At 72.8% G+C, this 15425-nt stretch carries 15 protein-coding genes; 8 read left to right on the forward strand and 7 right to left on the reverse strand.

Annotated elements, in window-relative coordinates:
* Nucleotides 1-122: 122 nt before the first annotated feature.
* Nucleotides 123-890 (reverse strand): AfsR/SARP family transcriptional regulator, encoded by a 768-nt coding sequence (locus ACFQSB_RS12815; RefSeq protein ID WP_380826501.1) that lies wholly within the window; start codon nucleotides 888-890, stop codon nucleotides 123-125.
* A gap of 351 nt (nucleotides 891-1241) precedes the next feature.
* On the opposite strand from ACFQSB_RS12815, the gene ACFQSB_RS12820 reads away from it, so the two are divergent.
* Together ACFQSB_RS12820 and ACFQSB_RS12825 are read left to right on the forward strand one after the other, a co-directional pair.
* On the forward strand, nucleotides 1242-3245 hold the full coding sequence (locus ACFQSB_RS12820; RefSeq protein WP_380826503.1) for an AMP-binding protein: 2004 nt from the start codon (nucleotides 1242-1244) through the stop codon (nucleotides 3243-3245).
* Nucleotides 3246-3251: 6 nt separating this feature from the next.
* Nucleotides 3252-4280: a methyltransferase gene (locus ACFQSB_RS12825; RefSeq protein WP_380826505.1), complete on the forward strand. Its 1029-nt coding sequence runs from the start codon at nucleotides 3252-3254 to the stop codon at nucleotides 4278-4280.
* Between the two features lie 288 nt (nucleotides 4281-4568).
* Here ACFQSB_RS12825 and ACFQSB_RS12830 read toward each other — a convergent pair whose 3' ends face one another.
* The 5 genes from ACFQSB_RS12830 to ACFQSB_RS12850 are packed head-to-tail and all read right to left on the reverse strand — an operon-like array spanning nucleotide 4569 to nucleotide 9317.
* Nucleotides 4569-5915, reverse strand: coding sequence for an FAD-dependent monooxygenase (locus ACFQSB_RS12830; protein ID WP_380826507.1), 1347 nt, complete (start codon nucleotides 5913-5915; stop codon nucleotides 4569-4571).
* Between the two features lie 50 nt (nucleotides 5916-5965).
* The gene (locus tag ACFQSB_RS12835) at nucleotides 5966-6739 is read right to left on the reverse strand and encodes an SDR family oxidoreductase (protein WP_354836390.1); all 774 of its coding nucleotides are present in this window, start codon (nucleotides 6737-6739) and stop codon (nucleotides 5966-5968) included.
* Nucleotides 6732-7691, reverse strand: a complete 960-nt coding sequence (locus ACFQSB_RS12840) for an aromatase/cyclase (RefSeq protein WP_380826509.1) — start codon at nucleotides 7689-7691, stop codon at nucleotides 6732-6734. Before ACFQSB_RS12840 ends, ACFQSB_RS12835 begins: the two co-directional genes overlap by 8 nt.
* Before the next feature lie 22 nt (nucleotides 7692-7713).
* Entirely contained in the window at nucleotides 7714-8499 is a 786-nt protein-coding gene (gene fabG / locus ACFQSB_RS12845; protein ID WP_380826511.1) for a 3-oxoacyl-ACP reductase FabG, read from the reverse strand.
* 26 nt (nucleotides 8500-8525) lie between these two features.
* On the reverse strand, nucleotides 8526-9317 hold the full coding sequence (locus ACFQSB_RS12850; RefSeq protein ID WP_354923892.1) for an NAD-dependent epimerase/dehydratase family protein: 792 nt from the start codon (nucleotides 9315-9317) through the stop codon (nucleotides 8526-8528).
* A gap of 191 nt (nucleotides 9318-9508) precedes the next feature.
* On the opposite strand from ACFQSB_RS12850, the gene ACFQSB_RS12855 reads away from it, so the two are divergent.
* Nucleotides 9509-10552 carry a methyltransferase gene (locus ACFQSB_RS12855; protein ID WP_380826513.1) on the forward strand — a complete coding sequence of 348 codons (1044 nt, stop codon included), beginning with the start codon at nucleotides 9509-9511 and terminating at the stop codon, nucleotides 10550-10552.
* A gap of 72 nt (nucleotides 10553-10624) precedes the next feature.
* Here ACFQSB_RS12855 and ACFQSB_RS12860 read toward each other — a convergent pair whose 3' ends face one another.
* Nucleotides 10625-11380, reverse strand: coding sequence for a TetR/AcrR family transcriptional regulator (locus tag ACFQSB_RS12860; protein ID WP_380826515.1), 756 nt, complete (start codon nucleotides 11378-11380; stop codon nucleotides 10625-10627).
* 152 nt (nucleotides 11381-11532) lie between these two features.
* Between ACFQSB_RS12860 and ACFQSB_RS12865 the strand changes: the two genes are divergently transcribed.
* From ACFQSB_RS12865 to ACFQSB_RS12885, 5 genes are all read left to right on the forward strand, one after another.
* The gene (locus ACFQSB_RS12865; protein WP_354836378.1) at nucleotides 11533-12540 is read left to right on the forward strand and encodes an ATP-binding cassette domain-containing protein; all 1008 of its coding nucleotides are present in this window, start codon (nucleotides 11533-11535) and stop codon (nucleotides 12538-12540) included.
* Nucleotides 12537-13391 carry an ABC transporter permease gene (locus ACFQSB_RS12870; RefSeq protein ID WP_380826517.1) on the forward strand — a complete coding sequence of 285 codons (855 nt, stop codon included), beginning with the start codon at nucleotides 12537-12539 and terminating at the stop codon, nucleotides 13389-13391. Before ACFQSB_RS12865 ends, ACFQSB_RS12870 begins: the two co-directional genes overlap by 4 nt.
* A gap of 101 nt (nucleotides 13392-13492) precedes the next feature.
* Nucleotides 13493-14254, forward strand: coding sequence for an SDR family NAD(P)-dependent oxidoreductase (locus ACFQSB_RS12875; RefSeq protein WP_354836374.1), 762 nt, complete (start codon nucleotides 13493-13495; stop codon nucleotides 14252-14254).
* Nucleotides 14255-14281: 27 nt separating this feature from the next.
* On the forward strand, nucleotides 14282-14638 hold the full coding sequence (locus tag ACFQSB_RS12880) for a hypothetical protein (protein WP_354836372.1): 357 nt from the start codon (nucleotides 14282-14284) through the stop codon (nucleotides 14636-14638).
* Nucleotides 14639-14706: 68 nt separating this feature from the next.
* Nucleotides 14707-15369: a cyclase family protein gene (locus ACFQSB_RS12885; protein ID WP_380826519.1), complete on the forward strand. Its 663-nt coding sequence runs from the start codon at nucleotides 14707-14709 to the stop codon at nucleotides 15367-15369.
* Nucleotides 15370-15425 lie beyond the last annotated feature (56 nt).

A 15425-nucleotide genomic window follows, 5' to 3' on the forward strand; every position in this document is an offset into this window, starting at 1 on the left:
GCTCCGCCTCGGTCGCCGTAGCGGGCGCCGGAATCGCCGCACCACGGCCCGCCGTCTCGGAGCCGATGGTTGTGGCACATGGCGGGGGAGAGGAGTGCCCGGTGGACGGGCGTGGTCGCCGACTAGACCAGGGCGCGTGCGCCGGTGCGCAGCACGTCCTCGTGCGCGTGCTGCAACTCGGGGGAGGGGTCCAGGCCGAGCTCCTCGCTGAGCAGGCCGCGGGCGTTCTGGTAGGCGTGCAGCGCCTCGCTGCGGCGTCCGCACCGGTTCAGCGCGACGACGAGCTGCGCGTGGAACCACTCGTTGAACGGGTGGGCGGTCACCAGCGCGCGCAGCTCGGCGATGAGCTCGTGGTGGTGCCCCAATTCCATTTCCGCCTCTATTCGGAGCTGCAGGGCGGCGATACGTCTTTCTTCCAGATGAATGGCATAACCATGCAGAAGCCGGCCGTAGTTGACGTTGGAAAGCGGCGCCCCGCGCCACAGTGCGAGCGCGTCCGCCGTTTTGCGGGCGGCACCCGCGGTACGGCCGTCATTACGCAGCGCACGCGCCTGCCCGACAAGGGTCTCGAAGGTCAGGTAGTCGGTCGCCTCGAATTCGATTCTGAATATGTACCCCGGCGGCGACGTGGCGAGCATCCGGTTGGAGGTGGCCTCGCCGAGCTCGCGGGAGAAGGACTTCCGTAGCTGGTAGATGTAGGTTTGGGCGGTGGTGACCGCGCTGTGCGGGGGGTGGTCCCCCCACAGCTCCTCGATAATCGCGTCCAGGCTCACCACCTGGTTGGCGCGCATGAGCAGCAGCGCCAGAACCTGCCTTTGCTTGCTGGATGTCGGCGTGCACATCCGGCCACCGCTGACCACTTCGAGCGGACCTAAAAGATTGAATCTCACCGGAACCCTCCAAAGACGGGTGCAATGCCGTGCTGACGGCCGTCCTGCGCGGAGCTCCCTGCCGCGTGTCAAACGTAGTTCGGGGATATTTGCCGGTCAATGCGGGGGCGCGCAGTCTTAGGGAATAATTAAGATGTTGAATACGGGTTACCGGAAGCCCCTCCAGGGGGCGGGCCGGGGTGTGAGATCGGACATGGCCGCCCCGCCGTCGCCGCCCCTGGCGCTCGCCGGCGTCCCCGTCCGTCCCCTTCGTCCCCCTGCTCCGCGCGTCGCCGCGCGCGGTCCGCGCGCCCTCGATCGGGGCTCAAGGAGGGCCCGAGGAGGGCCCGAGGAGGGGCTGCGAGGTTTCGGATGCCGGTCCGAACCGCGGTCGCAGCATGGGAGGCGTCCACCATGTCCATCCCGGAGTCCATCTCGGAGTCGCGCACGCTCGACATCAGCCTCGCGGAGGGGGAGCCGCTCGCGGCCGCCGGCGACATCGCGGGCCCCCGGGTGGACGACCTGCTGCGCAGGGCGGCCGCGCGGGCGCCCTCGCGCGCCGCGCTGCGCTGGACGGGGGGCGAGATCACCTACGCCGAGCTCGACGCCCGCGTGGACCGGTGCGCCGCGGCGCTGGCAGGCCTGGGCGTCGGCCCCGGCGACGTCGTGGCGGTCGCCGCGGTGCTCGACCCGCTCTTCGCCGTCGGCTACTACGGGATCGCCCGCGCCGGGGCGGTGAGCGTGCCGGTGAACCCGCTGATGCGCGCCGAGGCGCTGGAGCACATCCTGCGCACATCCGGCGCGGTGGCGGCGGTCCTGAGCCCGCAGGTGCGCGCCGCGCTGGACCCGGCGCTCGACCGGCTGCCGGAGCTGCGGCACGTCCTGCTCACCAGGCCCGACCCGGCCCGCCCCGAGGCCGTCGTGCTGGACGACCTGATGGCGCGGGCCCCCGCCGCGCCCCCGCCGTCCCCGGCGCCGGAGCCGGGCGGGCAGGACGTGGCGGCACTGCTGTTCACCAGCGGCACGACGGGCGCGCCCAAGGCGGTGCGGCTCAGCCACCGCAACCTCACGGTGAACGCGGCCCAGACCGCGCACGCCCACCGGCTCACCCCCGGCTCGGTGATGTTCAACTACCTCCCCACGTTCCACCTGATGCACCTGAACATCGCCGTCCACGCCGCCTGCACGCAGATCCTGCACGAGGACCCGGACGTGTCCGCCTCCCCCGAGGCGGCCGTCCGCCAGGGCGTCACGCACTACTACAGCCTGCCCATGCGGCTGACGCGGCTCGCGGCGGACCCGCGCCTGGCCGAGATGCGGCTCCCCGGCGTGCGCGCCATCCTGTCCGGCGGCTCCGCGCTGGCGCCCGCGGTGACGACGAGGCTCGCCGCCCACTTCGGCGTCCCGGTGGCGCAGGGCTACGGCCTGGCAGAGGCCTCGCCGCAGACCCACTTCGACCTGCTGGAGGACCCCCGGGCGGGGTCGTGCGGGCCGCCGTCGGCCGGTACGGCGTGCCGCGTCGTGGACGTGGACACCCGCCGCGTGCTGCCCGTGGGAGAGAAGGGGGAGATCCAGGTGCGCGGGCCGCAGCTCATGCTGGGGTACCTGGGCGAGCCCCCGTCGGCGCACCTGGACCAGGAGGGCTGGTTCTCCACCGGCGACATCGGCCGCATGGACCCCGAAGGCCGCCTGTTCGTGGTCGACCGGCTCAAGGACGTCTTCAAGTGCGACAACTTCCTCGTCTCGCCCACCGAGATCGAGCGGGTGCTCGCCCGCCACCCCGCCGTCGCCGACTGCGTGGTCCTCGACCGGCCGGACGAGTTCAGCGGGGCGGTGGCCTGCGCGCTGGTCGTCAGCTGCGTCCCCGGGACCGACCCGGCGGAGCTGGCCCGCTTCGTCGACGACCAGGTCCCCTACTACCAGCGGCTGCGGCACGTCGAGCTCGTCGAGACGATCCCGCGTTCGCAGAACGGCAAGATCCAGCGCCGGGAGCTGCGCGCCCGGCTGCTGGACGGGCCCGGTGCCGGCGCGGCACCGCAGAGCCGGGGCGCCGGGCGACCGGAGGGCCGTGGCACCGATGAGAGGAGCAAGTCCGTGGTCACCATCATCAACAAGCTCACCGTCACGGGGGACCCGATCGAGTTCGAGCAGCTGCTCGGCAAGATCAGCGGCTACATGAAGAGCCGTCCCGGTTTCGTCAGCCACCGCCTGTACCGCTCGCTGAAGGACCCCAACGTGTTCGTCGAGACCGGCGAGTGGGAGGACATGGCCTCCCACCAGCAGGCCGTGATGGGCAGCGGGTTCCAGGAGGTCCTCCCGGAGCTGATCAAGCACGCCAAGGCCGAGATCGACCTCTACCAGACGGTCGAGGACTGATCGCCGATGACCACCGACGCCGGGCTCCACACGGTGATGCTCATGCGGGAGCTGGCGCTGAGCGCCGGCTACGCGGGCATCCTGCGCGCCGCCGCCGAGCTGCGGCTCGCCGACGCCCTCGGCGAGGCCCCCGCCACGGTCACCGAACTGGCCCTGGAGGTGGACGCCGACCCCGAGGCCCTCGCCCGCCTGCTGCGCGCGCTGGCCGTGCACGGCGTCTTCGCCGAGGACGGGCAGGGACGCTACACCCACACCGAGATGTCGCGGCTGCTGCGGGCCGACGCGCCGCGCAGCATGCTCTACATGGTGCTGTGGGCCACCGAGCCCTGGACGTGGGCGCTGTGGGGCCGGCTCGCCGAGGCCGTGCGCCGGGGCGGCGAGGTGTTCGGCGAGGTCTACGGCAAGGACTTCTTCACCCACCTGCACGAGGACGCCCCGGACTCGGCGCAGGTGTTCGACCGGGCCATGACCCAGTCGAGCGTCATGTCCGCGCGCATGGTGGCCGAGATGCTGGACCTCGACGGGGCGGGCGTGGTCGCCGACATCGCCGGCGGCCAGGGCTACCTGCTGGCCACGCTCCTGGAGCGCCACCCCACGGTGCGGGGGGTGCTGTTCGACCTGCCCAAGGTGCTGCTGAACCCCGACCCGCGGCTGGCGGAGGGCGGGACCCTGGCCGGGCGCGCCCGGCTGGTGCCCGGCGACTGCCGCGAGTCGGTCACCCCCGGGGCCGACGTGTACGTGCTGAAGAACATCCTGGAGTGGGAGGACGAGAGCACGCTGCGCGCCCTGCGCAACGTCAGGGCCGCCGCGCGTCCCGGCGCCAAGGTCGTCGTCATCGAGAACCTGGTCGACGGCAGCCCTGAGATGAAGTTCGCCACCGCCATGGACCTGTTGCTGCTGCTGAACGTCGGCGGGCGCCGGCACACCAAGGACGGGCTGGTCGGGCTGATCGGCCAGGCCGGGCTGGAGGTCACCGACCTGCGCCGGGTCGGCCCGTACCTGCACATGATCGAGAGCACCGTGCCGGGCGCCTGACCCGCGCGGCGCGGGACGGAGGCGAGGGGGCGGGCACGAGCCGATCGTGCCCGCCCCCTCACCCATGCCCGGAAACGGCCGGACGTCCCCCAGGAAAGAGCCCTGCACCCGGGAAGAGCCCCGCCGGCCGGAAGGGACCCGCCGACCGCCAAGAGCCCCGCCGGCCGGAAGGGACCCGCCGACCGCCAAGAGGCCCGCCGGCCGGGAGGAACCCGCCGACCTGGAAGAGTCCTAGGAGACGGCGGAAGGCCCCGGCCGGGTGGGCCGGGGCCTGGGCGGGCGGGCGGGTCAGGCGGGTGAGGCGGCGCCGGGGACGAACAGCTCCGCCGAGACGCGCAGGCCCGGGTCGCCGTAGGCGATCTTCTTGAGCATCGAGCGGTAGACGGGGGAGCGCGACACGACCCGCGCCAGCGCCGGCCGCACCATCGAGGCGAACCCGCCGGTGGAGAGCATGACCCTGCTCTGCGCGCGCTGGATCCTGGTCATGCTGTCCACGCTGGGCCTGCGCCTGAGGGTGAAGGCGCCGAGGAACGACGCCCGGGCGTCGCGGGACCGCAGGGAGGCCAGCAGGATCGGATGGACCGCCACCGCGTCCTGGATGGCCAGGTTGATGCCCTGCGCGCCGATCGGCCCGTGGGTGTGCGCGCTGTCGCCGATCAGCACCAGCCCGTCCCGCACCCACCGGTCGGCGCCGCCGGCGAACACGTCCAGCAGGGTCAGGTCGGTGAGCGCCCCGATGCGCTCGCGCACCAGGTCGGCGTACTCGGGGATCGCCGCGCAGATCTGCCGCTTGACGTGGTCCACGCCCTCGGCGGCCAGAGCGGCGTAGCCCTTGTGCGGGAGCGTCCAGCCGACCTGCACGCCGTCGGGCACCGAGGCGTAGGTGAGCACCGGGTTGCCGCCGTCCAGGAACACCCTGACCACGCGGGGCGGCGCCCCGGCGGCGGGGAGCTTGAACCACAGCACGTCCTGGTCGAAGACGTCCAGGCGGGTGTAGCCGATGCCGGCCAGGCGGCGCACCTTGGAGTACCTGCCGTCCGCGCCGACCACGCAGTGCGCGACGATCGCGTGCCGGCCGCCCCGTCCCTCGCACAGCGCGCCCCTCACCGCGCCGTCCTCCTCCAGCAGTCCGGTGACCCTGGTCCCGCCGAGGTAGGTGAAGCGGTCGTGGCGCAGGCAGTGCTCCAGCAGCTCCTGGAGCAGGTGGGGCTGCGGGATGGCGAGCAGGTGGTTGTGCGGCCCGGGCAGCCGGCGGTAGTCGCCGTCCAGCAGCACCCTGCCCCGGTCCACGAGCTGGAACCTGTCGTGTTCGTGGCTGCCGCGCTCGCGGGCCCCGGCGAGCACGCCGAGGGAGTCCAGCAGCGCCGTCCCGCCGGGTTGCAGGATCTCGCCGCGGTACTCGCGGTCGAAGGACGACGCCCGCTCGACGAGCGTGACCCGCGCGCCCGAGCGCAGCAGGACCAGCGCCAGCGTCAGACCGGCGGGACCGCCGCCGACCACGCAGAAGTCGGTCTCGATCTGCCTCTCGGGGCTCTTCCCGACGTCCTGATCGGTGTCCACCCCGGTGTCCGCCGTGATGTCCCGCCTGGTGTCCGCCGTGGGGCCCGCCGTGGTGTGTCGGCCGGTGTCCGTCATCGCCGTCCTCGTTCCTGTCACCGCGGCGGGGCCGCCCGGCCCGGCCCCGGTCACGAAAGCAGCCCCAGGCCGCCGTCCACGTTGATCACCTGGCCGTTGATCCAGGCGGCCTCGCCCGTGCTGAGCAGGGCGACGACCGCGGCGACGTCCTCCGGCGTGGTCAGCCGCCCGGCGGGCGTGCGCCGCGCCAGGAAGCGGATCGCCTCGGGATTCGGCGTGTCGGGCCCCTTGTCCAGCTTGGTGGTGGAGACGCCGTTCACGGTGACGCCGTGCGGGCCGAGCTCGACCGCCAGATAGCGCACCAGGCTCTCCAGCGCGGCCTTGGCCACCCCGAGGCTGACGTACATGGGGATCACGCTGTGCGCGCCGACGCTGGACACGGCGATGACCCGCCCGTCGTCGCCCATCAGCCCCTCGAAGGCCGGTGCCGCGAACAGCAGCGGGTTCAGGGCGGCGGCGACGTCCCCGTGCAGCGCCGCGACGTCGGGCCGGATGGCCGGCATGGGACGCCAGGACGCCGCGTTGTGCACGAACACGTCCAGCCGGCCGAAGCGGCGGCGGATCGCGCCGAGCAGGCGGGCCACCGCGTCGCGGGCCGTCATGTCGGCCCGCATGGTCAACGCGGTGCCGCGCAGCCCGGCCAGGCCGCGCAGCGCCTCGTCGGCGTCCTTGTCGGAGTGGGCGTAGTTGAGGATCACATCGCAGCCGGAGGCGCAGAGCTTGCGCGCGATGGCCAGCCCGAGGCCGCGGGTGGCCCCGGTGACGAGCGCGACCCTCCCGTCGAGCCGCACGGAGGGGTCGGGCGCGGTGAGCGGGTCACTCACCGCGCGCCCCCGCGCCCGTCCGGGACTCGACGAAGGACTTCGCGTGCCGCAGCGTCGTGGTGCTGTTCGCGCTCAGCGCCTGCCGCACCCGCGTACGGGCCTCGGCGAGGGTGGCGTCCGGCCCGAGGAGCTCCTTGACCGCCTCGGGCCGGATCACCACCGTGTGGGAGGAGGTCACCTCGACGCCCTCGCCGCTCTCGCGGAACGACCAGCACCCCGTGTGCGCCGTCATGATCGCGGGCACGACGACCTGCTTGTAGACGATGCGCGAGCAGGGCGTGCACACCCGCACCGACGAGGTGGTGTGCGTCGACCCGTCGGGGGACCTGGTGTCCATCTCCATGACCTGCAGGCCCGGCACATCCTCGGTCAGCTCGACGCGCGCCACGTGCGGCAGCCGCTCCGGCCAGTCCTGGCACCGGTAGATGTAGTCGTAGGCGTCCTTCGCCGGGCCGTCGATGAGCACGGTGTCGTCGAACGACAGCATCAGCTCGCCGAAGGCCAGGCTGCGTTCGGCCGACTCCTTGAGCCCGGCCAGCTCCTTGTCGCTGTTGCGGTCGACCGCGCGCCGGATCCACTCGACCTTCTCGGGGTCGTCGCCGACGGCCGCGAAGTCGTGCTTGAGCACGACCTCGGTCCGCCCGCCGGGCAGGGGGCGGATCACCCACTCGCCGCCCATGGACGCGGCCGGCGGGCGCGGGTCACGCTGGCGGAAGGCCACCCGGCGCTCCTCGCGGCGCAGGGACCGGGCGGAGGTCCAGCTCCGCACCTCTCCGTTGGCGGTCGCCCAGATCCTGATCAGCTCCTCGGTGTCGTCGCCCTCGGCCCGCTCGGCGTGGATCGTCGGCCCGAAGTGCAGGGGCCAGGCGCCGACGTCGGCGATCAGCCCGTAGACGGCGTCCGCGGGCGCGTCGATCGTGACGGTGTGTTCGGTGACGTACGTGGTCTCCACAGCTGCTCGCCCTTTCCGCGCCTCAGTAGTTGCCGAGCCCGCCACAGATGTTGATCGCCTGGGCCGTGACCGGGGCCGCCGCGTCGCTGACCAGGTAGGACACCATCGCCGCCACCTCCTCGGGGGTCGTGTAGCGGCCCAGCGGGATCTTGGCCTCGAAGCGGCGCAGCACCTCTTCCTCGGAGATCCCCCAGTGGGCGGCGTACCCCTGCCGGACCCGCTCGGCCATCGGCGTCTCGACGTACCCGGGGCACACCGCGTTGACGGTGATGCCGGTCGGGGCCAGCTCCAGGCCCAGGGCCTTGCTGAAGCCGACGACGCCGTGCTTGGAGGCCGAGTACGGCGCGCCGAGCACGACGCCCTGCTTGCCGCCGGTGGAGGCGATGTTGACGATGCGCCCGAAGGACCGGCCGGCCAGGCCGCCGGCGGACAGGACCTCCCGGGTGACCAGGAAGACCCCGGTGAGGTTGGTGTCGATGACGCTGTGCCACAGCTCGTCGGGGATCTCCGCGGTGACCCCGCCGCCGCTGCGCCCGGCCGCGTTGACCAGGATGTCGACCGGCCCGTACCGGTCGGTCGCGGCGGCGACCAGGGCCCGCACCTCCTGCGCGGACCGCACGTCGCAGCTCGTGCCGTCCACCTCCAGGCCCTCCTCCGCCAGGTCCTTGACGGTGGCGGCCACGTCGGCGGCGGTGCGGGCGCAGATGTAGACCCGGATGCCCGAGCGCGCGAGCGCGCGCGCCACGCACAGCCCGATCCCGCTGGTGGCTCCGGTCACCAGTGCGGTCCTCGGCGCTTGGTCTGTCATGGGGGCTCCCTCCGCGTAAGGTCGGCTCACCGGGCCCCGGCCCGGGCGTCCGCCGTGCCGCGCCGTGCCTCGGCGACGTAGCCCGGCAGGTACTTCTCGAACACCCCGGCGTAGTAGCCGGGGCCGAATCCGCACAGCTTCACCTCGGGCACCAGCTCGGTGAGCTTGGCGATGGAGATGTCGTGCCTTCCCTCGTCGCGCACCTCGACCAGACGCTTGTCGGCGACCACGCCGAGCCGTTCCTCCAGGTGGGCGACGACGGTCTGCACGGGGATCGCCACGCCCGAGCCGACGTTGACGACCTCCCGCCGCACGCCGAGGGCGAGCAGCCGGTCCAGGCACATCACCACGTCGGCGATGTCGATGAGGTCCCGGCACACTCCGCGGTGGATGTACACGGTGCCGGACAGGATCTGCCGCACGAGCGCCGGCGGGAACTGGTGCGGCCTCTGGTGCGGGCCGACCAGGTGCGTCAGCCGCAGGACCAGGTGGTCCAGCCCCGAGTCGCGCAGTACGGCCTCCATCGCCAGCTTGTGCCGCGCGTACGGCGTGCTGGGGAAGACCGGGCCCCGCTCACGGCCCGGCGGGCCGTGGGTGCCGTACATGCCCTTGGACGCCGTCGACAGGTAGACCAGCCGCCGCCCGCGGGCGCGGCAGCGCTCGACGACCTCGTACAGCATGGTCGCCTCGCGCGCGAAGTCCTCCATCGAGGCGTTCGATCCGCTGGACACCCCCGCCGCGAACACCACGGTCCCGGGGTGCGAGCCGGCGATCGGCTCCAGATTTCGCGCGACGAACCCGCGCCCGACGATCTCCACCGGCTCACTCCTCGCGCTCAACGGTCTCGGTCGAGCATCCGGAGGTCCGTTCGGGCGGGGTTCGACTCCCGCTCGAGCCCGCGCTCCCGTCCGGTCCTCGGCTCTACCTCCAGGGGGGCTCGAGAGCGGCGCAGCACCATGCGGCAGCAGAGACCGAAGGCGAATCCACGGCCCTTCAAGGAGGAGGCGGCATGACCGCAGACCAGGCGACAGCCGAGAAGCTCATCGACATGATCATGAACTACTCCCGGGCGCAGCTCGTGCGCACCGCCGTGGAGCTGAACATCGCCGACCGGCTCGCCGGGGGCCCGCGCACCGCGGGTGAGCTCAACGAGGAGATCGGCGGCCATCTCGACGCGCTGAGCCGCTTCCTCAAGGCGTGCACCGCGATCGGCCTGCTGGAGGAGCCCGAGCCCGAGCGGTTCGCGCTCGCGCCGCTCGGGGAGTTCCTGCGGACCGACACCCACGCCGGCTCGGCGATCTCCAAGGTGGCGCTCGGCGCGGCCGGTCCGGGCATGTACCGGATGGGCGAGTACTTCACCGAGGTGGTGATGACCGGGCAGCCGGTCGCCAAGTCGGCCTTCGGCCTGGACTTCTACGACTACTACGCCGCCAACGCGGTCGAGGGCGCCCGGTTCGGCCAGATGATGGCGCTGATGACCCACGGCTGCGCCGAGGCGCTGGCCACCACCTTCGACTTCGGCCCCTACCGGAAGATCATCGACATCGGCGGCGGGCACGGCATGCTGCTCAGCCGCATCTTGGAGGCCGCGCCGCACACCACGGGGGTGGTGTTCGACATGCCCGAGACGGTGGCCGGGGCCCGCACGTACATGGAGGAGCAGGGCCTGGCCGACCGCGCCGAGTTCGTGGCGGGCGACTTCCACTCCGAGCTGCCCTCCGGCGGCGACCTCTACACGATCAAGACGGTGCTGTGCGACTGGGACGACGAGCACGTCGCGCGCATCCTGGCCAACCTGCACCGGGCGACCACGCCGGGCACCGAGGTGCTGCTCATCGACTGGATCATGCCGGCGGACGCCTACGGCAACAAGGACTTCCTCATCGGCCTGTACCTGGGCAGCTTCAACATGCTCGCCCAGTCGGGCGGCAAGATCCGCACGCTGGCGGAGTGGACGGCGCTGATCGAGGGCGCCGGCTTCCAGATCAGCGACACCCTCACCCTGCCCGACCCGCCCACCCACTGGGACGTGCTCCGGCTCACCCGCCGTTAGACGCGACCAGGGCCCGCGTCCCCGCAGAGGGCGGCGCGGGCCCTTCGCCGTCCCCAGGCGCCGGCGGGGAGGTCAGGAAGGGCGGGCGGCGGCGCCGCGCAGCCGGGGCAGGAAGCCGTCGAGCAGGCAGTCGAGCCCGTAGGCGAAGTCGAGGTCGGGATCGCTCTCCTCGCCCTCCTGCTCGATGAGGCGGCTGAAGGTGGGGTAGCCGCCGCCGGCCACCACCTCCTCGATGTAGGGCTGCACGGTGGCCGCCCACTGCTCCTCGGTCATCCCGTTGCGCCGTTTGGCCTCCTCGCCGGCCAGTTCCTGCAGGACGAAGCCGGTGACGTAGCTGGTCGTGGCGCCGACCATGCGCGCCATCTCGGGCAGGCGCAGCCCGTGCCCGTCCAGGGCGGCCAGGGTGTACTCCAGGTGGCGCAGCGCGTTCGGGCCGAGCGGCGCCCGCGAGGAGGCGGCCGCGACGAACCACGGGTGGCTGCGCAGCACCGCGCGGGTCTGGGTGGCGATGAGCACCAGCGCCGCGCGCCAGTCTCCCGCCGACCTCTCGGGCAGCTCGATCATGCCGTAGACCTCGTCGACCATCAGGTCGAGCAGGTCGTCCTTGTCGGGGATGTGCCGGTAGAGCGACATGGTGCCCGCGCCGAGCCGCACGGCGATGGCGCGCATCGACAGCGCGCCCAGCCCCTCGGCGTCCGCGATCTCGATCGCCGCGGCCACGATCTGCTCCCTGGTCAGCGCCGGGCGGCGGGCCGAGCCGGAACGCCCGAGGCGCGACCATACCAGCCCCGCGCGCGGCGCGGGCCCCCCGCCTTGTCGCTCGCCCATGCGCATCTCCCTTCACGTGCCCGGACGCCCTGCGGCTCCGGCGAGTTCCCCCACCGTCCATTATCCGGGTTGCGTACACCGCACCCTGGGGCGTACGCTCGTATCATAAAGCGTACTAAGTACGCATGACAATGGCGGAGAGGAGGCAGGCGATGGCGGACACAGAGGCTCCCGTGATCGAGGCGGAGGGCCTGCGTAAGCGATACAAGAAGACCATCGCGCTCGACGGCGTCGATCTGGCCATAAAGCCCGGCACCATCTGCGGCCTGCTCGGGCCGAACGGCGCGGGCAAGACGACCGTGATCCGCATCCTCACCACCCTGCTCCGCCCCGACGGGGGCACCGCGCGGGTGGCGGGCTACGACACCGTCAAGCAGGCCGAGCTCGTGCGCTACCGCGTCGGGCTCGCCGGCCAGTACGCCGCGGTGGACGAGCTGCTCACCGGCCGCGCCAACCTGGAGATGATCGGCCGCCTGTGCCACCTGCCCCGCAAGGAGGCCCAGCGGCGCGCCGACGAGCTGCTGCACCGCTTCGCCCTCACCGACGCGGCCGAGCGGCTGGCCAAGACCTACTCCGGAGGCATGCGCCGCCGCCTGGACCTGGCGGCCAGCCTCACCGTCGAGCCGCCCATCCTGTTCCTGGACGAGCCCACCACCGGCCTCGACCCGCGCAGCCGCGCGGGCATGTGGACGCTGATCGCCGAGCTGGTCGAGGCCGGCACGACGGTCCTGCTCACCACCCAGTACCTGGAGGAGGCCGACCGCCTGGCCGACCAGATCGTCGTCATCGACGCGGGCAAGGTGCTGGCCACCGGCTCGCCGGCCGAGCTGAAGGCCGCCACCGGAGGCGAGCACGTGGACGTCGTCGTGCGCCGCGACGACGAGGTCGAGACCGCCCGTGCCGCCCTGGCCCGCCTGGCCTCGGCGCGCCCCCGGGTCGAGCGCCACCTGCGGCGCATCACCGTCCCGGTGACCGGCGGGCCCGCGGCCCTGGTCGAGGCGGTCCGCGAGCTGGACGCCCGCTCGGTCGGCATCGACGACATCTCCCTGCGGCGCCCCACCCTCGACGACGTCTTCCTGCGCCTGACCGGGCGGCTCGCCGACCGGTCGGGCGACACCCCCACCACCGACGAACTGACCTCGCAGGGAGCGGCACGATGAGCATCCCCGGCACTCTGGTCCTGCCGCTGCCCCCGCGCGGCTGGCGCTCGCGCCTGCGCTGGACGGTGGCCGACTCGCTGACCATCACCCGGCGCAACCTCAGCCACATCAGGCAGGTGCCCGAGCAACTGATCGACGTCACCCTGCAGCCCATCATGCTGGTGCTGCTGTTCGCCTACGTCTTCGCGGGCGCCATCCACATCAGCGGGGGCGACTACCGCGAGTACCTGGTGCCCGGCATCTTCGTGCAGTCCATCTTCTTCACCGCCGGCGGCACGGCGGTGAACGTCTCGCTGGACATGACCCGCGGCATCAACGACCGGTTCCTGTCGCTGCCGATGGCGCGGTCGGCGGTGCTGCTCGGCCGCACGGTGTCCGACCTGTTCGAAAGCGCCATCAGCCTGGTCATCATGGCGCTGTGCGGGCTCATCGTCGGCTGGCGGGTGCACACCGACGTCGGCTCGGCCGCCGCCGGGTTCGCCATGCTGCTCGTGCTGGCCTACGCGGTGAGCTGGGTGGCGACCTACGTCGGCCTGGTCACCCGCGGGCCCGAGGCCGCGACCGGTGTGACCATGGCCGTGCTGCTGCCGCTGACCTTCGTCGCCAACACCTTCGTGCCGACCGAGGGCATGCCCGCGCTCGTGCGCCCCATCGCCGAGTGGAACCCGATCAGCGCCGCCGCGGCGGGCGCGCGCACGCTGTTCGGCAACCCGAGCGTGATGCCGCAGGGCGGCGCCCCCGCCTGGCCGCTGCAACACCCCGTCCTTGCCACCTTCGCCTGGTCGGCGGTGCTGCTGGCGGTGTTCGCCTCGCTGGCGATCCACCGCTTCCGCAACGCCATGGCCCGCTGACCCCGCCCGCCGGCCCCGCCCGCCGACCTCGTCCGCGGGCCTCCGGCGGGGCTCGACCGGCGACCGGCATCGTGACAGGACCCACGACGACAGGAGCGGACATGGATCTGAATCTGCGGGGCCGGTCGGTGCTGGTCACCGGGGCGAGCGGCGGCATCGGGCAGGCCATAGCGCGCGTCTACGCCGCCGAGGGCGCCAAGGTGGCCCTGACCTACCACACCGGCGCGGAACGGGCCGAGAAGCTCGCCGAGGAGCTGACCCGTAGCGGCGCGGCCGACGTCATGACCGTGCGCTACTCGCTGGAGGACCCGGCGACGGTGGCCGCCGCCGTCGCCGCCCTCGAACGCTGGGACGGCCCGGACGTGCTCGTCGCCAACGCGGTCCGCTGGGGCACCCGGCGCGCCCTCGGGCAGCGGCTCTGGGAGGTGCCCGAACACGACTGGGAGCCGGTGATCGGCCACAACGTCGCGCCGACCCTGCGCACCGTCCAGCTCGCGGTCCGCGGCATGGCGGCCCGGCGCTTCGGCCGCGTCGTGCTCATCTCCTCCCACGTCGCGCTCAACGGCCACCCCGGCCAGGAGTTCTACGGGGCGGCCAAGGCGGCGCTGCACGGCTTCTGCCGCAGCCTCGCCTGGGAGGCCGGCGGGGAAGGCGTGCTGGCGAACGTCGTGTGCCCGGGCCTGACCCTCACCGAGCGCGCCCGCACCGGCCTGCCCGACCACGTCAGGGAGGCCGAGGCGGCGCGCACGCCGACCGGCCGGCTGAGCTCGCCCGAAGACGTGGCGCGGACGGTGGCCTTCCTCGGCTCCCCGGCCAACGGCAACATCACCGGTCAGCTCCTCACGGTCGCCGGAGGCCGCTAACGCCCCCGGCAAGGAAGGACGATCACCATGCGCATCATGCGGTTGCGTACGACGACCCCCATGGCGGCGGCCCTGCTGTTCGTGCTCCTCGCCGCCCCGGGCGGCTGCGGCGCCGGGGCGGCCATCACCGCCGACTCGGTCGCCCGCATCGGCGCCGACGCCTTCGCGGACGCCGGCCACCCCTTGGCCCACGGGCTCGACTGCACGGCCAAGTCCAAGGGCGCGGTCAAGTACGACGTCGACTGCACCGGCCGCACCAAGGACGGCAAGAAGGCCACCCTGACCGCCAAGAACGTGGCCGAGGACTCCCACGACGACGACGGCGTCTTCGTCGGCAAGGTGGACGGCAAGACCATCTTCAGCCGTAAGTGCCTCGCCTGCTGATCCTCGACCGGCTTTCGAGAGGCCGCTGTGAGCATGTGGTTCCCACCGGAACGGCCGAAGGGAAAGCCGTGGAACGCCGAATCGTCGACCTCGCGCACGTGGTGGCCGAGGACATGGTCGTGAGCCCGTTCATGCCCAGGCCCGTCATCGGCGCGATGCTCGACCGCGCCCAGTCGGCCCGCTTCCTCGCCGAGGGGGTGTCGTGCCTGATGTCGAAGATCGAGGTGGTCGGGAACACCGGCACCTACCTCAACGCCCCGTACATGTTCCACCAGGACGGCCCCGACCTGGCCGCCCTCGACCCGGCGCGCCTGGTCGACCTGCCCGTGCGGGTCGTCCGGGTGCCCGAGGGCGTCGTCGCGATCGACCCCGAGGCGCTGGGCGAGCTCGGCGACCTCTCGGGCGCGGCGCTGCTGATCAACACCGGCCACGACCGCCACTACGGCGGCGAGGCCTTCTTCGCCGCCTCGCCGTTCCTGACCGCCGACGCGGTCAAGCACGTGATCGCGGCCGACCCGGTGCTCGTCGGCATCGACTCCCACAACATCGACGACGGGACCGACAACCACAAGCCCGCGCAGAACCTCCTGCTCGGCGCGGGCATGTGCGTCGTGCAGCAGCTCACCCGGCTCGGCGAGCTGCCCGAGCACGGCGCCCGGCTGACCGTGCTCCCCATGCCCGTCAAGGGCATGGCCAACATCCCCGTCCGCCCGGTCGCCCTGACCGGCTGACCCGCCACCCGCGCCGGGGCCGGGCCGGTACCTGGTGCGCTGACCACCTGCGTTCA

The organism is Sphaerisporangium rhizosphaerae (assembly GCF_042665155.1).
Taxonomy (GTDB): domain Bacteria; phylum Actinomycetota; class Actinomycetes; order Streptosporangiales; family Streptosporangiaceae; genus Sphaerisporangium; species Sphaerisporangium rhizosphaerae.

Excerpts from the sequence above, each read along its gene's own strand:
- ACFQSB_RS12870 (WP_380826517.1), top strand. The coding sequence starts at position 12,537 with ATGAGCATCCCCGGCACTCTGGTCCTGCCGCTGCCCCCGCGCGGCTGG.
- ACFQSB_RS12825 (WP_380826505.1), top strand. The coding sequence starts at position 3,252 with ATGACCACCGACGCCGGGCTCCACACGGTGATGCTCATGCGGGAGCTG.
- ACFQSB_RS12875 (WP_354836374.1), top strand. The coding sequence starts at position 13,493 with ATGGATCTGAATCTGCGGGGCCGGTCGGTGCTGGTCACCGGGGCGAGC.
- ACFQSB_RS12830 (WP_380826507.1), bottom strand. The coding sequence starts at position 5,915 with ATGACGGACACCGGCCGACACACCACGGCGGGCCCCACGGCGGACACC.
- ACFQSB_RS12865 (WP_354836378.1), top strand. The coding sequence starts at position 11,533 with ATGGCGGACACAGAGGCTCCCGTGATCGAGGCGGAGGGCCTGCGTAAG.
- ACFQSB_RS12880 (WP_354836372.1), top strand. The coding sequence starts at position 14,282 with ATGCGCATCATGCGGTTGCGTACGACGACCCCCATGGCGGCGGCCCTG.
- ACFQSB_RS12820 (WP_380826503.1), top strand. The coding sequence starts at position 1,242 with ATGCCGGTCCGAACCGCGGTCGCAGCATGGGAGGCGTCCACCATGTCC.
- ACFQSB_RS12860 (WP_380826515.1), bottom strand. The coding sequence starts at position 11,380 with ATGGGCGAGCGACAAGGCGGGGGGCCCGCGCCGCGCGCGGGGCTGGTA.
- ACFQSB_RS12855 (WP_380826513.1), top strand. The coding sequence starts at position 9,509 with ATGACCGCAGACCAGGCGACAGCCGAGAAGCTCATCGACATGATCATG.
- fabG (WP_380826511.1), bottom strand. The coding sequence starts at position 8,499 with ATGACAGACCAAGCGCCGAGGACCGCACTGGTGACCGGAGCCACCAGC.